The following is a 16,148-nucleotide window of genomic DNA, read 5'->3' on the forward strand; positions in this document are numbered from 1 at the left end:
ATCGAGAGGGTCGGCCCAGTGTCCGCCGCCGGCGCCGTGTCGGCAAGGACCATCATCCCACCGATCGGGACATCACCCTAGCCAGTCGAGTCGACCTGGGCTTGAAGGCGATGAACGCTGGCGGCGAAGTCGCTGAACCGCTCGCCCTGGATCAACACGTGCTCGCAAAGCGCCTGCTCGGCCTGGGCGGCGTCGCCCCGGGTGATCGCATCGACGATCGTTTGATGCTCGGCTAGCGACCCACGCATGCGCTGGCGGACCTGCAGCTGCAGGCGCCGGTAGGGCTTGAGCCGCTGCTTGAGCTGACGCGCCTCGAGGGCCAGAAAGGTATTATGGCTAGCGGCGTAGATGCACTCGTGAAAGCGCTCGTTTTCGTAGTAGTACTCGTCGGTGTCGCCGGCCAGCGCCGCGGCCTCACAGCGCCGATGGGCGACTTGCAGGGCGTCGAGCTCCGTCTCGGTGATGCGCCGCGCCGCCAGCCGAGCGCACATGCCCTCGAGTTCCGCCATGACCTCGAACATCTCGATGAGCCGGTCAAGCCCCACGCTTGCCACGAAGGTGCCCTTTTTGGGCGACACGGTGACCAGCCCGCTCGCCACCAGATGCTGAAACGCTTCGCGAACCGGCGTGCGCGACACGTTGAACGCACGGCCAAGTTCTTCCGGGTCGAGCCGCTCGCCGGGTTTTCGTCGGCCGTTGATGATGTCGTCTTCGAGACTGTCGCGCAGTCGCTGAGCGCTGGAGCGCTTGGTGGAAACCATGGCTTTTCCTCGTGCTTGACGTTTATTTTTGTTATGCATGCTTCTTGACATTAGCACACTGAAACGCTATTGAAATATACATCAGTCTCACTGATGAACATTAAAAGCGCTTCCAAACACACAAAAACAAACGTTGGAGATGCCCCATGAAACCCATCGTAATCCCGATGGCGACCGCCCTTGCGCTCTGCGCATCCGCCGCCTCTGCCGATACCGTTCTACGCGCCTCGCACCAGTTTCCCGGTGGCCAGGGCGACATTCGCGATGAAATGGTCCAGATGATGGCCCGCGACGTGGCCGCCGCCGATGTAGGCCTGACCATCGAAGTCTATCCCGGTCAGTCGCTGTTCAAGGCGCGCGAACAGTGGGGCGCCATTACCCGCGGCCGCCTCGATATCACGTCCCTTCCGCTGGATTACGCCAGCGGCCGCCACCCGGAGTTTTCGGCGACGCTGATGCCGGGGCTGGTGCGCAACCAGGCGCACGCCCAACGCCTCAACGACTCCGAGTACATGGCGATGATCAAGGAGGTCATCATCGACGGCGGCGCCCGCGTGCTGGCAGATGCCTGGCTTTCCGGCGGCTTCGCCTCGAGCCAGCAGTGCATTACCTCGCCGGACACGATCGAAGGCCAGAATATCCGCGCGGCGGGCCCGGCGTTTGAAGAGATGCTCGAAGCCGCCGGCGCCTCGATCTCCTCGATGCCCTCCTCCGAGATCTATACCGCCATGCAGACCGGCGTGCTCGACGCTGCCAACACCTCCTCGATGTCGTTCATCTCCTACCGGCTTTTCGAGCAGGTCGACTGCATGACCCAGCCCGGCGACTTTGCGCTGTGGTTCATGTACGAGCCCATCCTGATCTCCGAGCAGGTCTGGCAGGGCCTCGATGAGGCGCAACAGACCGCGCTGATGGAGGCCGGTGAGGCCGCCGAGGCGTTCTTCGCCGAAGAGGCCGCGGCCATCGACCAGCAGATGGTCGATGTGTACGAGGAGAACGGGGTCGAGGTGGTCAGCATGAGCGAAGAGGATTACAACGCCTGGCTGGATATTGCCCGCGAGACCTCCTACAAGAACTTCGCCGAAAGCGTTCCCAACGGGCAGGCCATCATCGATGCGGCATTAGCGGTCGAGTAAGCCCTTACTCACGCTCCCCCCTGGCCACTTCGCGCGTCAGTACGCAGGCAGTGGCCAGGGGTATCGCCCGCTTAGCTCGATGAGGCCTTTATGACGACTACAACGACGCAACGCCCCGCCGCGCGCGCCGGGGTCATCGGCGGGTATATCCGCTCCATGGATATACTTTCGCGCTTTTTTGCTTATCTCGCCTGTGCGCTGTTCATCGCCGGGGTGCTGGCGATCTGCCAAATGGTGTTCATCCGCTACGCGCTGGGCATGAGCACCAGCTGGCAAACCGAGTTCACCATCTTCTCCGTGACCGGCGCCATGCTGCTGGGAAGCCCCTACGTGCTGATGACCGGGGGCCACGTCGCCATCACCATTTTACCCGACGCCCTTGGGGGCGTGGTCAAGCGCGCGATGCAGCTGATCGCCGCGCTCTTCGGGCTGGGCTTTTGCGTCGCGCTTGCCTACGGCGCCTGGGTCTACGTGATCGAGGCGTTTCACGGTGGCTGGACCACCGGCTCGGTCTGGAACCCGCCGCTCTGGCCGGCGCTTCTGCCCATGGCGTTGGGTGCGACGCTTTTGTCGCTGCAGTACGTGGCCGACATTCTGCGCGGGGAGGGCTAACCATGGACCCCATCACATTAGGCATCATCGTGGCCGTCGGCCTCATCGTCCTCATGGCCATTGGCACGCCCATCGCCTTCGCATTGGGCGGTGTCTCACTGCTTGCCCTACTGTACGACCGTGGGCCTTCGGAGCTTACCTACTTCGGTGAAACCTTTTTCGACCGTATCGCCGAGTTCGGCTTCGTCGCCATTCCGATGTTCATTCTGATGGGCGCGGCGGTGGCCTCCTCGCCAACCGGGCGCGACTTATACCGCTCGCTGGATTTGTGGATGGGCCGGCTGCCTGGCGGGCTCGCGGTGTCCAACATCGGCGCCTGCTCGATCTTCGCCGCGCTTTCCGGCTCGTCACCGGCCACCTGTGCGGCGATCGGCAAGATGGGCATTCCAGAGATGCGCGTGCGCGGCTACCCCGATGGCGTGGCCGCGGGCTGCATCGCCGCCGGCGGCACGCTGGGCATTCTGATTCCGCCCTCGGTCACCATGATCATCTACGGCATCTCGACGGAGACCTCGATCGGGCGGCTATTCATTGCCGGGGTCGTGCCCGGGTTCATGCTGGCCGGGCTGTTCATGGTGTGGACCATGATCGCCTGCAAGATGGCCGGTGGATATAACAATCCCATGGCGGCCTCGGCGGAAAAGCTCACCCAAACGGTCAAGGAGAACGTCGATGCCAATCTGAAGGCGCTGGTACGGGTGCTGCCCTTCCTCGCCGTGGTCGCGGGCATTCTATTCGCGCTCTACGGCGGTGTGGCCACGCCGTCGGAGGCCGCCGGCGTCGGCGCGTTTCTCTGCCTCGCCCTGGCGGTGATCATCTACCGCATGTGGCAGGTGGGGCCGATCAAGCTGATCATGCGCGACTCGCTGCGCGAAAGCGTGATGATCATGCTGGTGATTGCCACCGCCGAGGTGTTCGCCTATGCGCTCTCGTCGATGTTCATCACCCAGACCGTCGCCGAGGCAATCGCCAATCTGGAGGTCAACCGCTGGGTGCTGATGGGCGTCATCAACCTGTTCCTGCTGGTCGCCGGCTTCTTTTTGCCGCCGGTGGCGGTCATCGTGATGACCGCGCCGATTCTGCTGCCGATCATACTGGCCGCCGACTTCGACCCCTACTGGTTCGCGGTCATCCTGACCATCAACCTGGAGATCGGCCTGATCACCCCGCCGGTGGGGCTCAACCTGTTCATCATCAAGGGCATCGCGCCAGATATTTCGCTGCGCGACATTTTGCTGGGAAGCCTCCCCTACGCGCTGTGCATGGTGCTGGGCATCCTGCTTTTGTGCCTGTTCCCCGGCATCGCTTTGTGGCTGCCCAACCTGATCATGGGCTAAAGGAGGCGCATCGTGAACATGACGTTTCTACAGGAGCTTTTCAACAACATCACCCAGCGTGATGCGCTGTTGCGGCGCAAGCAGCCGGAGGCGGTGACGCCGGATCATCGCCAGCTGATCAAGGCGTGCAACGCCTTGATGGCAAGCGACGGCGAGGCGTCGAGTATTGCGCTGGCCAGTAGAGCGCTGGCGCTCTACCAGCGCCTCTCGTCCGGCGAGAAAACCACCTTCTTCGAGCGTCTGGCAGCGGATTTCGCCGCCGACCCGGCGCAGATCGACACCGCCTACGCGGCGTACTCGAAAGCGCGGGACAACCTCACGCTTCAGGCGCTGTTCGAGGCCTGCGAGCCCCGGCGTCAGGAGCTTTTCCGGCGTTTGAACCTGGCAAGCGACGGCACGTTCGACCTGGTCAAGATGCGCGAGGACCTGCTCGGGCTTTTGCGCGAGCAGCCAGCGCTTGCGCCTATCGACGAAGACTTCGCCCACCTGTTCGGCTCCTGGTTCAACCGCGGTTTTTTGATGCTCAAGCGCATCGACTGGAACACGCCAGCCTCGATTCTCGAAAAGATCATCCGCTACGAAGCGGTGCACGAGATTCAGGACTGGAACGATCTGCGCCGGCGACTGGACGCGCGCGACCGTCGCTGCTTCGCCTTCTTTCACCCGGCGATCGGCGACGAGCCGCTGATCTTCGTCGAGGTGGCGCTGCACAAGGGCCTGCCCAACCGCATACAGCCGATTCTCAAGGGCGAGGAGAGCGGCCTCAAGGAGCCGGATAACGCCGATACTGCGGCCTTTTTCGGCATCAGCAACTGCCAGACCGGTCTGCGCGGCATCTCGTTTGGCAATTTCCTGATCAAGCAGGTCGTGCAGGAGCTCAAACAGGAGCTTCCCCAGCTCAGGTACTTCGTCACCCTTTCACCGGTGCCGGGCTTTGCCCAGTGGCTTTCAGAACAGCGCCAAAGCGCCCACTGGTCGGAAGAGGTTCAGACGGCGCTCAAGGCGCTCGACACCCCGGGCTGGCCGGCGGACAGCGAGCGCGAGGAGCGCTTGAAAGAGGTGATCAAGCCGCTGGCGGCCCACTATCTGGTCGATGTCAAACATCCAGGGGGGCTGCCGCTCAATCCGGTGGCGCGCTTTCACCTGGGCAACGGCGCCGAGCTTCATCGCATCAACTGGTTGGGCGACACCTCGACCAAGGGCGTCCAGCAGGCGACGGGGCTCATGGTCAACTACCTCTACGTGCTGGACGACATCGAACGCAATCACGAAAACTACACCGCCAAAAAGGCCGTGGCCTGCACAAGCGAGGTCCGCGACCTGGCCCGTCGGGCGAGAAAAACGCTGGCCAAGGGAGAGACGTCCAAATGAATCACAACCTGTTCGACACCTTTGCCGCAACGATGAACGCGCGCGCGACGGCCGACTTCATCACCACCCGCGAAGGCCGGCGCTACACCTACCGTGACGCCCATGATAAAAGCGCGCGCCTGGCCGGTGCGCTCGTCGCCCTGGGCGTCAAGAAAGGCGACCGCGTGGCCGTACAGGTCGAGAAAAGCCCGGAAGCGATTCTGCTCTATCTTGCCTGCCTGCGCATCGGCGGCGTCTACCTGCCGCTCAATACCGGCTACACCGGCGATGAAATCGACTATTTACTGAGCGACGCCGAGCCTGCGCTCTTCGTCTGTGCCCCGTCATCATTGGTAGAGGCGCGCGAGATCGCCGAGAAAACCGGCTGCCCCGCGGTGGAGACGCTGGGGCAAAGTGCCGACGGCACGCTGTGGGAAAAAGCCGCGCAGGCGCCGCCGCAGGAGGAGATCGCCAAGCTCTCATCCCAGGATCTGGCCGCCATTCTCTATACCTCTGGCACCACCGGGCGCTCCAAGGGCGCCATGCTGACCCATCAAAACCTGGCCTCCAACGCCAAAACGCTGGCCCGGGCGTGGCACTTCAGCGCCGAGGACCGGCTCATCCATGCGCTGCCCATCTTTCATACCCACGGCCTGTTCGTCGCCTGCAACGTGGTGCTGATGGCCGGCGCGTGCATGCTCTTTCTGCCCAAATTCGACGCCGACGTGATTTTCGAGGAGCTGCCGCGGGGTAGCGTGATGATGGGTGTTCCCACTTTCTACACCCGGCTGGTTCAGGATGCGCGCCTGACGCCAAAGGCAACGGCCAACATGCGCCTGTTCGTTTCGGGCTCGGCGCCGCTCACGGCGGAAACCCACCAGGCCTTCGAGGAGAAAACCGGCCAAGCCATTCTCGAGCGCTACGGCATGACCGAAACCAACATGAACCTCTCCAACCCCTATGAGGGCGAGCGGCGCGCCGGCACGGTCGGTATGCCGCTGGACGGGGTCGAGATTCGTATCATCGACCGCGAGACCGGCCGGGAGGTCGAGGACGGCGATATCGGCATTCTCCAGGTACGCGGGCCCAACGTATTCATCGGCTACTGGCGCATGCCGGAAAAGACCCGCGAGGAGCTGCTGGACGACGGCTTTTTCATCACCGGCGACCTGGCCCTGCGCGATACCCAGGGCTACGTGCATATCGTCGGGCGCGACAAGGACCTGGTGATCTCTGGCGGCTACAACGTCTACCCCAAGGAGGTCGAGCAGCTGATCGACGAGCTCGACCCGGTCGACGAATCCGCCGTGATCGGCCTGCCACATCCGGATTTCGGCGAGGGCGTGACCGCCGTGGTCGTGCTCAAGCCCGGCGCCGAGGCCAGCGAGCAAACGATTCTCGAGCACCTCCAAGGGCGGCTGGCCAAATACAAGCAGCCCAAGCGGGTGTTCTTCGTCGACGAGCTCCCGCGCAACACCATGGGTAAGGTGCAGAAAAACCAGCTGCGCCAGCGCTTCGAGGCCACCTACCGGTCATGATGCGGGCGCCTCGAACCCCTGGATCAGCGCCCGGGATTGCTCACGAATCTCGTTCTGTGCCGCGCGTGCGTTTTGTTTGGTCTGCTCGTCGCCAAGTGCCTCCAGGTTGGCGTCGACGTTGAGCAGCACGCTTTGAACCGCGGCGTGAAGCAGATAGGCGCCGGCGGTGGCATCGCTTTCAAACTGTGCCTCGATGTGCGAAAGCGCCTGGTGGCCAAGCGTGAGCGCCTCCAGGCAGCGCCGGGCGGTGTCCAGCGGCACCTGAACGGCGCGGCTCGCCGCCGCCTGGATGGCCTCGCGCCGGGCGGCTTTTTCATCAAAGGAGCGTTTGGGGCGCTTAAGCGCGTCCATCATCGCCTCGAACGCGGCCACGTCCTCGTCGGCCAGCGGCGACAGCGCCTGTTTTAACGCCTCTCCCTCGTCGATCAACGCCTGACGGTCATCGCTTTGCGCGTGCTGCTGGCCAAGGTGTAGCCCCTTGAGTATCAGCGCCAGGCCCAGGCTTGCGCTGACGGCGGCCGCGGCACCGCAGCCCGGCATGGGCTTTAGGGCCAGAGCGTCGCGAAAGTCATCGAGCGGCATCTGCCAAATACTGTCGTGCGCTGTATCATGAGTCATGAGCGTTCCTCGAAAGGGGTGGATGCGAGAACTCGCGCGGGCGTGCCGGGTCCTAGAAAGACACGTTTCAGGTTAAATCATTTGTCCCGCGCCGTATCGGAGTGTCAGGGTCTATCCTTGTCTTTCGATCTTCGCTTTTATTCATGGACGCTTTTATCAGGGAGTATCACTTTTGACGACGCTTACCGACACGCCCGCCGCCTCCGCGGCCGAACTTCACGAGCGCATCGTGGCCAGCGCCGCCCACGATGGCTCCCTCGAGTGGCCCAGAGCCGATATGGAGCTCGACGAGGACAACGACACCCTCATTTTTGCGCTACACGACTACGGCAACCTGACGCTCACGCTGTCCAAAAGCGACGACGAATGGGTGGCGATGACCACCATCACGCCGGTCGATAGCGTTTCAGACCAGACCGCGCTAAACGAGGAGCTTTTGCGCCAGGGCGTGATGCTGCCGCTGGCCTCCGTTGGGATCGTCACTTTGGACGGGCGCGACTACTACGTGGCTTACGGCCAGCTTTTCGCCGATTCGCGACTCGCCTCCATCTGCGCCGAGCTTCACGCCACGGCGAGCGCGGCGATGGAAGTGGCGCGCCTCATTCAGTCCGATTTTTCCCATTCGCCGCGTTAATCCCGAGGAATTTTTATGCTCAACAAGATCATGACCGCGCTGCGCGGCAAGGCCAATGAAACCGGCCAGGCCGTCGTCGACTCCCAGGCACTGCGTATCCTCGACCAGGAGATTCGCGACGCCGAGCAGCATCTGAAAACGTCGAAAACCGAGCTTGCCCGCCTGATGGGGCAGCGACAGATCAACAGCGACAAGGCCATCACCCTCGAGAAAAAGATCGATGAGCTCGAGCACAGCGCCGAGGCGGCGCTGGATCGCGGCGAGGAGCAGCTCGCCGTTGAGGTTGCCGAGCGCATCGTTGCCCTGACCGAGGCGCTCGAGGCCGAGCAGCAGATCGTGGGCGAGTTCGATACCAGCATCGAGAGCCTTCGCAACACCATTCGCAACACCGAAAACCAGCTGCGCCAGCTCAAGCAGCAGGTCAGCGTGGTCAAGGCAACGGAGTCCGCCCAGCGCGCCCAGTCCGCCGTGGCCGCTCGCCACTCCGGGCAAAACAGCGCCATGGGCAGTGCGATGGAGTCGCTCGAGCGTATCCGCGAGCGCCAGGCGCTGGACAGCGCGCAGATGAAGGCTGCCGAGCAGCTCAGCGCCGAAGAGAGCGGAAGCGAACTCGAAAGCCGCCTGAAAGCGGCAGGCATCGGTGCCAACGAGCGCCGCGCGGACGACGTATTGGCCCGCATCCGGGCCAAAAAGGCGCCCACCGAGTGAGCTTTTTCAAGTCATAACGCCCAGGGCGATGGCGGCAGGTTGCCGCCGATCGCCGGCCGATTACCCAGGAGAGCCGAATGCTGAAAACCCTGAAAGCGCTGCTTGGCGGGCAAAGCGAGCGCTTTGATGCGCCGGACGCCTCGTCGGATTTCACCGCTGGCCTTCCCATCGGCATGTCGTCGAGCGACTTCGCCGGGCTGCGCCTGGATGGGCGTGTGCGACTAAAGCTCAGCGAGCTCGCCGCCTACCCGGATACGCTGTTTCAGTGGGAAAGCGAGCGTGACTATCACATCGCCGCGGTGGGCCACGTGGAGCTGGGCCAGGGCGCGCACCTGGTGCGCTTTTATCTGGAAAACGATACCTGGCTTCAGGCCAACGTCGAGGGCAAGCAGGTCATCGAGTACAAGGTGTTCGACTTCTACCGGGTGAGCCATCTCTCAAACGATGAGTTCGACGCGCTCTTGAACCCTGCCGAGGCACAAACGAGCACGCTCGGCGTCAAGCGCCTCACCGTGGCCTCGACCGCCGACGAAGGCGAGCGCGTCTTCGACCGGGTGTGGGGCGAACCGGAAAGCGAGTGGTCGCCGCCGGTGCAGTTCGAGGAGCAGGTCATGACGCAGGAGAGCGTCATGACCCGGCAGGTGGTGCATCACGCCATGCTGTACGAGCGCGCCATCAAAGGTGCCGAGCGCATGGAGTACGTGCTGTTGAGCGCCGAGGACGATGGCGAAGGTGGCTTCATGCTGGTGGAGAATCTGGGCGTTGACGTCGCCTCGATCGACATTGATGCTATTTGATCCTCGGCGTCTTATGCTGTCAGACCTCATTCGTCAACACGGAAGACTCGACCATGAACTATCTGCAAGGCCTGCCCCACTTTCTCGGCTATCTGATCGGCGCACTGATTCTTTTGGGCGCGTTCATGTACTGCTACAGCCGCATCACGCCGCACAAGGAGTGGGCGCTGATTCGCCAGGGCAACGCCGCGGCCGCGACCGCCTACGCGGGTTCGATCATCGGCTTTACCCTGCCGCTTTATAGCGCCATGGCGAACTCGATCAACTTCATCGACTTTTTGCTGTGGGGGGTGATCGCCTTCGGCGTACAGCTGGCGACGTTCTTCGGCTTGAAAGTCGTTCTTCAGAATCAGGGCGAAAGCCTTTCGACCCATATTAACGAAGGCCATATGGCCTACGGGATTCTGGTCGGCAGTATCTGCATTGCGGTCGGTTTACTCAACGCCGCCTCGATGACGTGGTAAGGAGTCCTTCATGAACCAGCACGACAATCATCTGCCCTCGCGCAAGCGCAGCGCGCGGCTCTCTTTGGCACTGATGGGCGCCGGCGCCTTCACGCTGACCGGCTGCGGCCAGCCCGAGGAAGTGACCGACGTCCGCTTCGACAGCCCGCGCAGCTATCAGAGTGTCGAGGAGTGCGTCGAGGCGAACGTCTATACCCAAAGCGCCTGCGAGGAGTCTTATGAAGCCTCGATCAAGGAAGTGCCGCGCTTTGACTCGCTCGAAGCCTGCGAAGCCGAACACGGCGAAGGCGCCTGCGTGGCGCCGACCGAGGAGCAGGCCCAGGCCGCGACCGGCGGCGGTGGCGGCGGCTGGTTCATGCCGGCACTGATGGGCTACATGGTGGGCAACATGATGTCGCGCACCAGCCGTGGCGCCACCAGCCAGGGGCTTTATCAGGAGCCGGTCTACCGCAACCGGCAAAACCAGGGCAACTGGAACGCGGCCACCAACCAGGCCAGCCAGCGCGTCAACCAGCGTCAACAAACCATGCGCACCTCGGCGATGCAGAGCCGCCAGGCAACCCAGCGCAGCGGCTTCGGCTCACGCTCCTCCGCCCGCGGCGGCTGGGGTTCCTGATCTTCATGCTCAGAGTCGAGATCAAGGAGCGCGCGCAGTGGAAAACCCTGGCCCAGGAGCTGGGGTTTCATTTTCATACCATCGACGGCGAACCCTACTGGAAAGAGAGCGCCTACTACCAGTTCACCCTGGAACAGGTAGAGCGCGACATCGAAGCCCCGACCGAGGAGCTTCACGAGATGTGCATGGCGCTGGTGGACAAGGTGTGTCACTCCAACGCCCTGATGCAGCGTTTGAGCATTCCGGAATTCATGTGGGACGCCATTTTCGATTCCTGGCGCGCGGGCCAGCCCCATCTTTATGGACGCATGGATTTCGCTTACGCAGGCGATGGGCCGGCCAAACTGCTGGAGCTCAACTACGACACGCCCACCTCGCTCTATGAGGCGGGCATCTTTCAGTGGGTGTGGCTCGAGCAGGCGATCGAGCAGGGGCTGATCCCGCGCCACGCGGATCAGTTCAACTCGATTCAGGAGAAGCTTTTAGGGGCGCTGGCGCATATCGGCCAGCGTCTGAGTGATAACACGCTGCACTTCTCCTGCATCAAGGATAACGTCGAGGAGCGTGCTACGGTCCACTACCTGCAGGATATCGCCGTACAGGCCGGACTCAAGGCGCCGTTCATCCATACCGAGGATATCGGCGTTCAGCCCGGCTGCGACTACTTCGTGGATCTGGACAACGCGCCGATCAAGGCACTGTTCAAGCTCTACCCCTGGGAGGAGCTGGCCCAGGAGGAATTCGGCAGAATGATTCCCGAGCTTGCCACCCACTGGTTCGAGCCGCCCTGGAAGGCGGTGCTCTCCAACAAGGGGATTCTGCCACTTTTATGGGAAGAGTATCCGGATCACCCCAACCTGCTGCCCGCCTACTTCGAAAAACCGGACGAGAAGCCACTAGCACCTGGCTGGGTGCGCAAGCCGTTTTTCTCTCGCGAGGGAAGTAACGTTCAGCTCAAAACCAACGATGGAGCGTTCGAGGACGTGGCCGGGCCCTACGTGGATAGCCCCTGGATTCGCCAGGCCTACCACCCGATGCCGCGTTTCGGCCAATATCATGCGCTGGTGGGCAGTTGGGTAGTCGGTGATCGCGCCTGCGGCATGGGCATTCGCGAAGATGTGGGGCGCATTACCAAGGATTCGTCCTGCTTCGTGCCCCACGCGATCATTTAACTCCGATAATAACGGCTTACGCGGCTGTCGCATCCTGAAGCGACCTTTGACTCGCCGACCGGCTTGCCCAAAGGGGAAGCGCCTGAGGGGTGAGCGGTTCGGACTCGACCGGCTTGAAGTTGCGAGCACCGGTCCAGGCGATGGGTTGTCCAAGCCTGACTTCTCGCGCCACGCTGCCTTTGGCCAGGCACAGAAGATAGTCGTTGCTTTCGGTCGGGTGCCAGTGCGACAGAAGCTCGAATGCCTCTGCCTGAGAGCGCCGTGCGGCGATCACGCCCAGCGCAGGCTCGCTGTAAAGCTCGACGATATGCGCCACGCCCTTCTCCTTTAATGCCTGCCAGGTGGCGGCATCCAGCGGTGAGGTGGCGATCGCGGTGATGCCAGCGGGCAGTGACGGCAAACGTTGGGCGAGTTGGCACCAGCGCTGGCTATCGGTGGCCACGACGTCACCGGCATTGAGCTCCCAAAGCGCGCCAGCGCTTTCGAAAAGTGAGCGCGTTTGCCAGCCGCCCGCCTGGGGTAGCAGCGCGCCGAGCATGAAGCCGGATACGGTCTGCAATGAGAGCCAGCTAATCAGCGTGCGCTCGCTGGAGGTGGAAAGCTCCAAAAACGCTTTGAGCGACTGGGCCTCCTGGGCCAGCGCCGCGCCGACGTGCCGATACGAACGCTGCAGGCGGTTACAAAACGCGTTAGGCGTGGTGTCGAACAGGTTTAAATACTCGATGTCCGCGTGTTCGGCAATGGCACCGGCCCACTCGTCGAGCGTGATGGCCGTGTCCGCCAGCGTCAGCTTTTGGGTACCGAACAGGTGGTCAATCGCGTGAGCCAGTCCGGCGCGTTCCGGCGTGCCGACACAGGGCAGCATGTCCGTATGCTTCGCCTTGTGGTGCTGGGCCGCAACCGAGCGAAGAACGCTCAGGGTCGTCCGGTGTGAGAGTGACAACATGATTGCTTCCTCTGCAAAGATGTCATTTTGACCGTCATAAATTATTCGATTGTATCACTTTTGTCAAAATAATTATGCGCTACCCACGCCAGCAAAAAGCCTTCCTGACACCGTTTATAAGCGATATTTTGCTTCAAAAGCCCAACTGACTCCTGAGCCTGCCCATCCAGTGAAGGCCGTCATTGTACAACTATTGAATCGAGTTATGAGCTTACGCTTTTTTCGATGTTTCACATTAATTCACAAAATTGGCCGTTCAAAGCGCGCTCAGTGGCTATAGCGCTCAATGCATTTAGCGGTACTATGGAACTAATCACTTATTACCACCTCTTTGGTCATCGCTTGCCGCTCGACCCTTTTGGAGCCCCGCCCGGATGAAGGCACGCTGGAAATCCCTGCCCCTGAGTTTGAGACAGTTTCTCTCCTTTGCCACCGTGATGACGCTGACACTGCTTCTGGCGCTGTACTTGCAAGCTCGTACACAGACGCAGGCGCGTTTCGAGCAGCTCATCGACGAGGAGTTACCTCAACAGGTCGAGGCGCTGGCTACACGCTTGGTGCTCCGCTTGAGCCCTTCTCTCGCGGTTTCCGAGAGTGTGGCCGATAGCTACGTATTGGAGCAGTGGGTACGCGATGGATTGCCGGCGACCGAACAGGACGCGGTTGCCGGCTACCTGTCACGCACGGTCGATCAACTTCAGGCGGATCTGCTCTTTTTTGCCGTACAGTCACCGGTCGGCGCCTATTACTTTCAGTACCGTGATGGCGAGCTTCTGCAACGCTCGCTCGAAGGCCCCGCCAGCGACGACCGCTGGTATTACGAGTTCACCGATAGCGAAGCGCCCTACAACCTCAACCTGGACAGCGACACCTTCACCCCGGGCGACAGTTTCGTCTTCCTCAATTTTCGCAGTGACGCGCTGGCGCCCAACGGACGCCCGCTGGTCGTTGCCGGGGCGGCGCTGAATCTCGATCAAATGGCCCGACTGATCGAAGACTTTACGCTGGGCGAGACGGGCCACGCGGCGCTACTGGACGACACGGGCGAAATTACCGTCAATAGTGCAGAGGGCACCTCAGACGCCAGCACCACCGTTTCGCTGCCCACTGCGCCAGGTAGCGGCACCAGGGTCGAAGAGGTCCTTCGCGACGGTACTGCCTATCTCACCGCCACCCGCTGGGTGCCGGAGCTTGGGCGCTATTTGATGATCGAGGTGGACAAGCACGAATACGTCAAGGCCGCACAACTGCGTTTTCTAGCCTCGACCGGCTGGGGGCTTTTGATTTTGCTGATCGGGCTTTTATTGCTCTATCCGCTAACCGTAAGGCTATTGCGCCCCTTGACGCGCTTTCAGCGTCAACTCAAGGAGATCACGCTAAGCCTTGACCTTACCCGCCGCGTCGAAACCGACGACCGCGCCGAACTGGGCGACCTGGCCGATCAAACCAACGAACTACTGGAGCGCCTGGCCCGCGCCATGACCGCCGTTTCCAGCAATGCCCTGGCGCTTAACTCCGTCGCGGATCGGTTAGCACAGACCGCCGGGCTTTCCGGCGTAAAACACGGTGACATGGGCGTCGAAGCCGACCAGACCATGGCCGCTGCGGTCGAGCAAATGGCCTCGTCGGTGGCGGAAATCACCTCCACCATGGAGGAGCTTTCAACCTCATCCACGCAGATCGCCGATCATTCCGGGTCGGTGGTGGATGTCGCCAACCAGACCCTCGAGCGCAGCCGTAAAGGCGCAAGGGCCATGGAGCTTCTGCAGTCGAAAATGCAGGAGATTAGTAGTGACAGCGAACAGAGCCTGGCGGAAATCGTCGCATTGGGCGCGAAATCAAAGCAGATCAGCAAGGTGATGGAGCTCATCAACACATTGGCTGCGCAAACCAAACTGATCGCCTTCAACGCCGCACTCGAGGCCTCAAGCGCCGGTGACTCCGGGCGACGCTTTTCGGTAGTGGCCAACGAGATCCGTCGACTGGCCGACAGTGTGACCGACTCCACCCAGGAAATCGAAGTCCATACCGAGGAAATTCAGCACGCCATCAGCCGTTTGGTCGTAGCGTCGGAAAAAGGCGCGGCGTCGATTGAGCAGGGCGTGGACGTCAGTCAGACCACGGCACAGGATCTTGATGCGGTACTCAAGGCCGCCAGTCAGACCAGCAATGCGGCTCAACAGATATCGCTTTCGACACAACAGCAAAAAACCGCCAGCAGCCAGGTCGTGACGGCGCTACGTGATATCGATACGGCCAGCGCCCGCAACGCCCAGTCGGTACGCCATATCACCGATATCAGTCAGGAAATGATTCGCATGTCCGCCGAGCTCAACGAACTCGTGCAGGAGTTCAGGCTCGACTCGTCCACCACGGAGCTCACGTAGCGCGTCCAGGAACCCAACCATGAGTGCAATCCGGGTGGTAATCGTCGACGACAGCCCCGTGGCGCGAGACGTGTTGCGCCATATCCTTGCCCGCGAAAACGACATCGAGATCGTGGGCGAGGGCTCCAATGGGCAGGAGGCAGTCACGCTCGCCCGCCGGCTGGCACCTCACATCATGACCATGGATCTCTCGATGCCGGTCATGGATGGTTTGGCGGCGATCAAGGAGATCATGCACACCAAGGCGCTACCGATTCTGGTGGTCAGCGAACGCTTTGAGGCCCAAACCGCCTGCCAGGCACTTGAGTTCGGCGCGCTGGAAGTGATCGGCAAGCCTGCCTTTGAGGGCGAGGATGCCCAACGGCTGATCGAGCGACTACGGCTTCTGTCCGGAGTCGCCGTTATCACCCGCATGCGCCAGCGCGCGACAACGCCATGCTCGCTCTTGCCCAGCAGAACGGCACCGCTGCGTGCATTTCAACGCATCGTGGCCATCGCCTGCTCGACGGGTGGCCCCCAGGCACTTGCGCGCCTGCTCAGCCGGTTGCCGACCGATTTCATTGCGCCGATCGTCATCGCTCAGCATATCAGCCCCGGTTTCATCGAAGGTATGGCACAGTGGTTGGCCACTATCTGCACGCTACCGGTCAGCGTCGCCCGGGACGGGGATCACTTGAATCCCGGATGCATTTATCTGTCACCTTCGGAAAGCGATCTAGCGATTACCGCGGACCATACGTTCAAGCTCCTCCCGAGCCCGCCGGGGTCGATTTATCACCCCAGCTGCGACACTCTCCTGAGCAGCGTGGCAAAGGTTTACGGCCCGGATGCCGTGGGCATCATTCTGACCGGCATGGGGCGAGACGGTGTGCAGGGCATGAGCGCCATCCGCCTTGCCGGTGGCACGACGATCGCTCAGGACGAGGCGAGCTCAGTGATCTACGGCATGAACCAGGAAGCCGTGCGCGCGGGAAGTATTCAACGAGTGGTCGCCCTCGAGCAGCTGCCAGAGCACTTGATCGAGACCCTGCATCCCCCGCGTTGGCCGAGATCATCGTTTTGATGAATACGT

The 16,148-nt window shown here is 61.9% G+C and carries 16 protein-coding genes; 13 read left to right on the forward strand and 3 right to left on the reverse strand.

What is annotated here, in order from left to right; genetic code table 11:
- Positions 1-77: 77 nt before the first annotated feature.
- The gene (locus RN347_RS14885) at positions 78-761 is read right to left on the reverse strand and encodes a GntR family transcriptional regulator (RefSeq protein ID WP_311958761.1); all 684 of its coding nucleotides are present in this window, start codon (positions 759-761) and stop codon (positions 78-80) included.
- Positions 762-907: 146 nt separating this feature from the next.
- On the opposite strand from RN347_RS14885, the gene dctP reads away from it, so the two are divergent.
- From dctP to RN347_RS14910, 5 genes are all read left to right on the forward strand, one after another.
- Entirely contained in the window at positions 908-1,897 is a 990-nt protein-coding gene (dctP, locus tag RN347_RS14890; protein ID WP_311958762.1) for a TRAP transporter substrate-binding protein DctP, read from the forward strand.
- A gap of 90 nt (positions 1,898-1,987) precedes the next feature.
- The gene (locus RN347_RS14895; RefSeq protein ID WP_263586058.1) at positions 1,988-2,509 is read left to right on the forward strand and encodes a TRAP transporter small permease subunit; all 522 of its coding nucleotides are present in this window, start codon (positions 1,988-1,990) and stop codon (positions 2,507-2,509) included.
- 2 nt (positions 2,510-2,511) lie between these two features.
- Positions 2,512-3,846, forward strand: coding sequence for a TRAP transporter large permease (locus RN347_RS14900; protein ID WP_311958763.1), 1,335 nt, complete (start codon positions 2,512-2,514; stop codon positions 3,844-3,846).
- 12 nt (positions 3,847-3,858) lie between these two features.
- Positions 3,859-5,217: a malonyl-CoA decarboxylase gene (locus RN347_RS14905; RefSeq protein ID WP_311958764.1), complete on the forward strand. Its 1,359-nt coding sequence runs from the start codon at positions 3,859-3,861 to the stop codon at positions 5,215-5,217.
- Positions 5,214-6,734, forward strand: a complete 1,521-nt coding sequence (locus RN347_RS14910) for a malonyl-CoA synthase (RefSeq protein ID WP_311958765.1) — start codon at positions 5,214-5,216, stop codon at positions 6,732-6,734. Before RN347_RS14905 ends, RN347_RS14910 begins: the two co-directional genes overlap by 4 nt.
- Here RN347_RS14910 and RN347_RS14915 read toward each other — a convergent pair.
- Complete coding sequence (locus RN347_RS14915) at positions 6,729-7,352, reverse strand: cyclodeaminase/cyclohydrolase family protein (RefSeq protein ID WP_263586054.1); 624 nt, start codon at positions 7,350-7,352, stop codon at positions 6,729-6,731. The genes RN347_RS14910 and RN347_RS14915 overlap by 6 nt on opposite strands.
- 172 nt (positions 7,353-7,524) lie before the next feature.
- Here RN347_RS14915 and RN347_RS14920 point away from each other — a divergent pair, with 172 nt between their 5' ends.
- From RN347_RS14920 to RN347_RS14945, 6 genes are all read left to right on the forward strand, one after another.
- The gene (locus tag RN347_RS14920; protein ID WP_311958766.1) at positions 7,525-7,986 is read left to right on the forward strand and encodes a DUF2170 family protein; all 462 of its coding nucleotides are present in this window, start codon (positions 7,525-7,527) and stop codon (positions 7,984-7,986) included.
- 15 nt (positions 7,987-8,001) lie between these two features.
- Positions 8,002-8,694: a PspA/IM30 family protein gene (locus RN347_RS14925; RefSeq protein WP_311958767.1), complete on the forward strand. Its 693-nt coding sequence runs from the start codon at positions 8,002-8,004 to the stop codon at positions 8,692-8,694.
- A 77-nt stretch (positions 8,695-8,771) separates the two neighbouring features.
- The gene (locus RN347_RS14930) at positions 8,772-9,491 is read left to right on the forward strand and encodes a DUF2491 family protein (RefSeq protein WP_311958768.1); all 720 of its coding nucleotides are present in this window, start codon (positions 8,772-8,774) and stop codon (positions 9,489-9,491) included.
- A gap of 53 nt (positions 9,492-9,544) precedes the next feature.
- Entirely contained in the window at positions 9,545-9,955 is a 411-nt protein-coding gene (locus RN347_RS14935; RefSeq protein WP_252106107.1) for a DUF350 domain-containing protein, read from the forward strand.
- A 10-nt stretch (positions 9,956-9,965) separates the two neighbouring features.
- The gene (locus RN347_RS14940; RefSeq protein WP_263586050.1) at positions 9,966-10,571 is read left to right on the forward strand and encodes a DUF1190 domain-containing protein; all 606 of its coding nucleotides are present in this window, start codon (positions 9,966-9,968) and stop codon (positions 10,569-10,571) included.
- Between the two features lie 5 nt (positions 10,572-10,576).
- Positions 10,577-11,743: a glutathionylspermidine synthase family protein gene (locus RN347_RS14945; RefSeq protein ID WP_311958769.1), complete on the forward strand. Its 1,167-nt coding sequence runs from the start codon at positions 10,577-10,579 to the stop codon at positions 11,741-11,743.
- 16 nt (positions 11,744-11,759) lie between these two features.
- On the opposite strand, the gene RN347_RS14950 is transcribed toward RN347_RS14945, so the two are convergent.
- Complete coding sequence (locus tag RN347_RS14950; RefSeq protein WP_311958770.1) at positions 11,760-12,689, reverse strand: hypothetical protein; 930 nt, start codon at positions 12,687-12,689, stop codon at positions 11,760-11,762.
- A 374-nt stretch (positions 12,690-13,063) separates the two neighbouring features.
- Here RN347_RS14950 and RN347_RS14955 point away from each other — a divergent pair, with 374 nt between their 5' ends.
- Positions 13,064-15,076 carry a methyl-accepting chemotaxis protein gene (locus RN347_RS14955; RefSeq protein WP_263586047.1) on the forward strand — a complete coding sequence of 671 codons (2,013 nt, stop codon included), beginning with the start codon at positions 13,064-13,066 and terminating at the stop codon, positions 15,074-15,076.
- 19 nt (positions 15,077-15,095) lie between these two features.
- On the forward strand, positions 15,096-16,139 hold the full coding sequence (cheB, locus tag RN347_RS14960) for a chemotaxis-specific protein-glutamate methyltransferase CheB (protein ID WP_311958771.1): 1,044 nt from the start codon (positions 15,096-15,098) through the stop codon (positions 16,137-16,139).
- Positions 16,140-16,148 lie beyond the last annotated feature (9 nt).

It is taken from the genome of Halomonas sp. PAMB 3264 (assembly GCF_031954245.1).
Classification (GTDB): Bacteria; Pseudomonadota; Gammaproteobacteria; order Pseudomonadales; family Halomonadaceae; genus Vreelandella.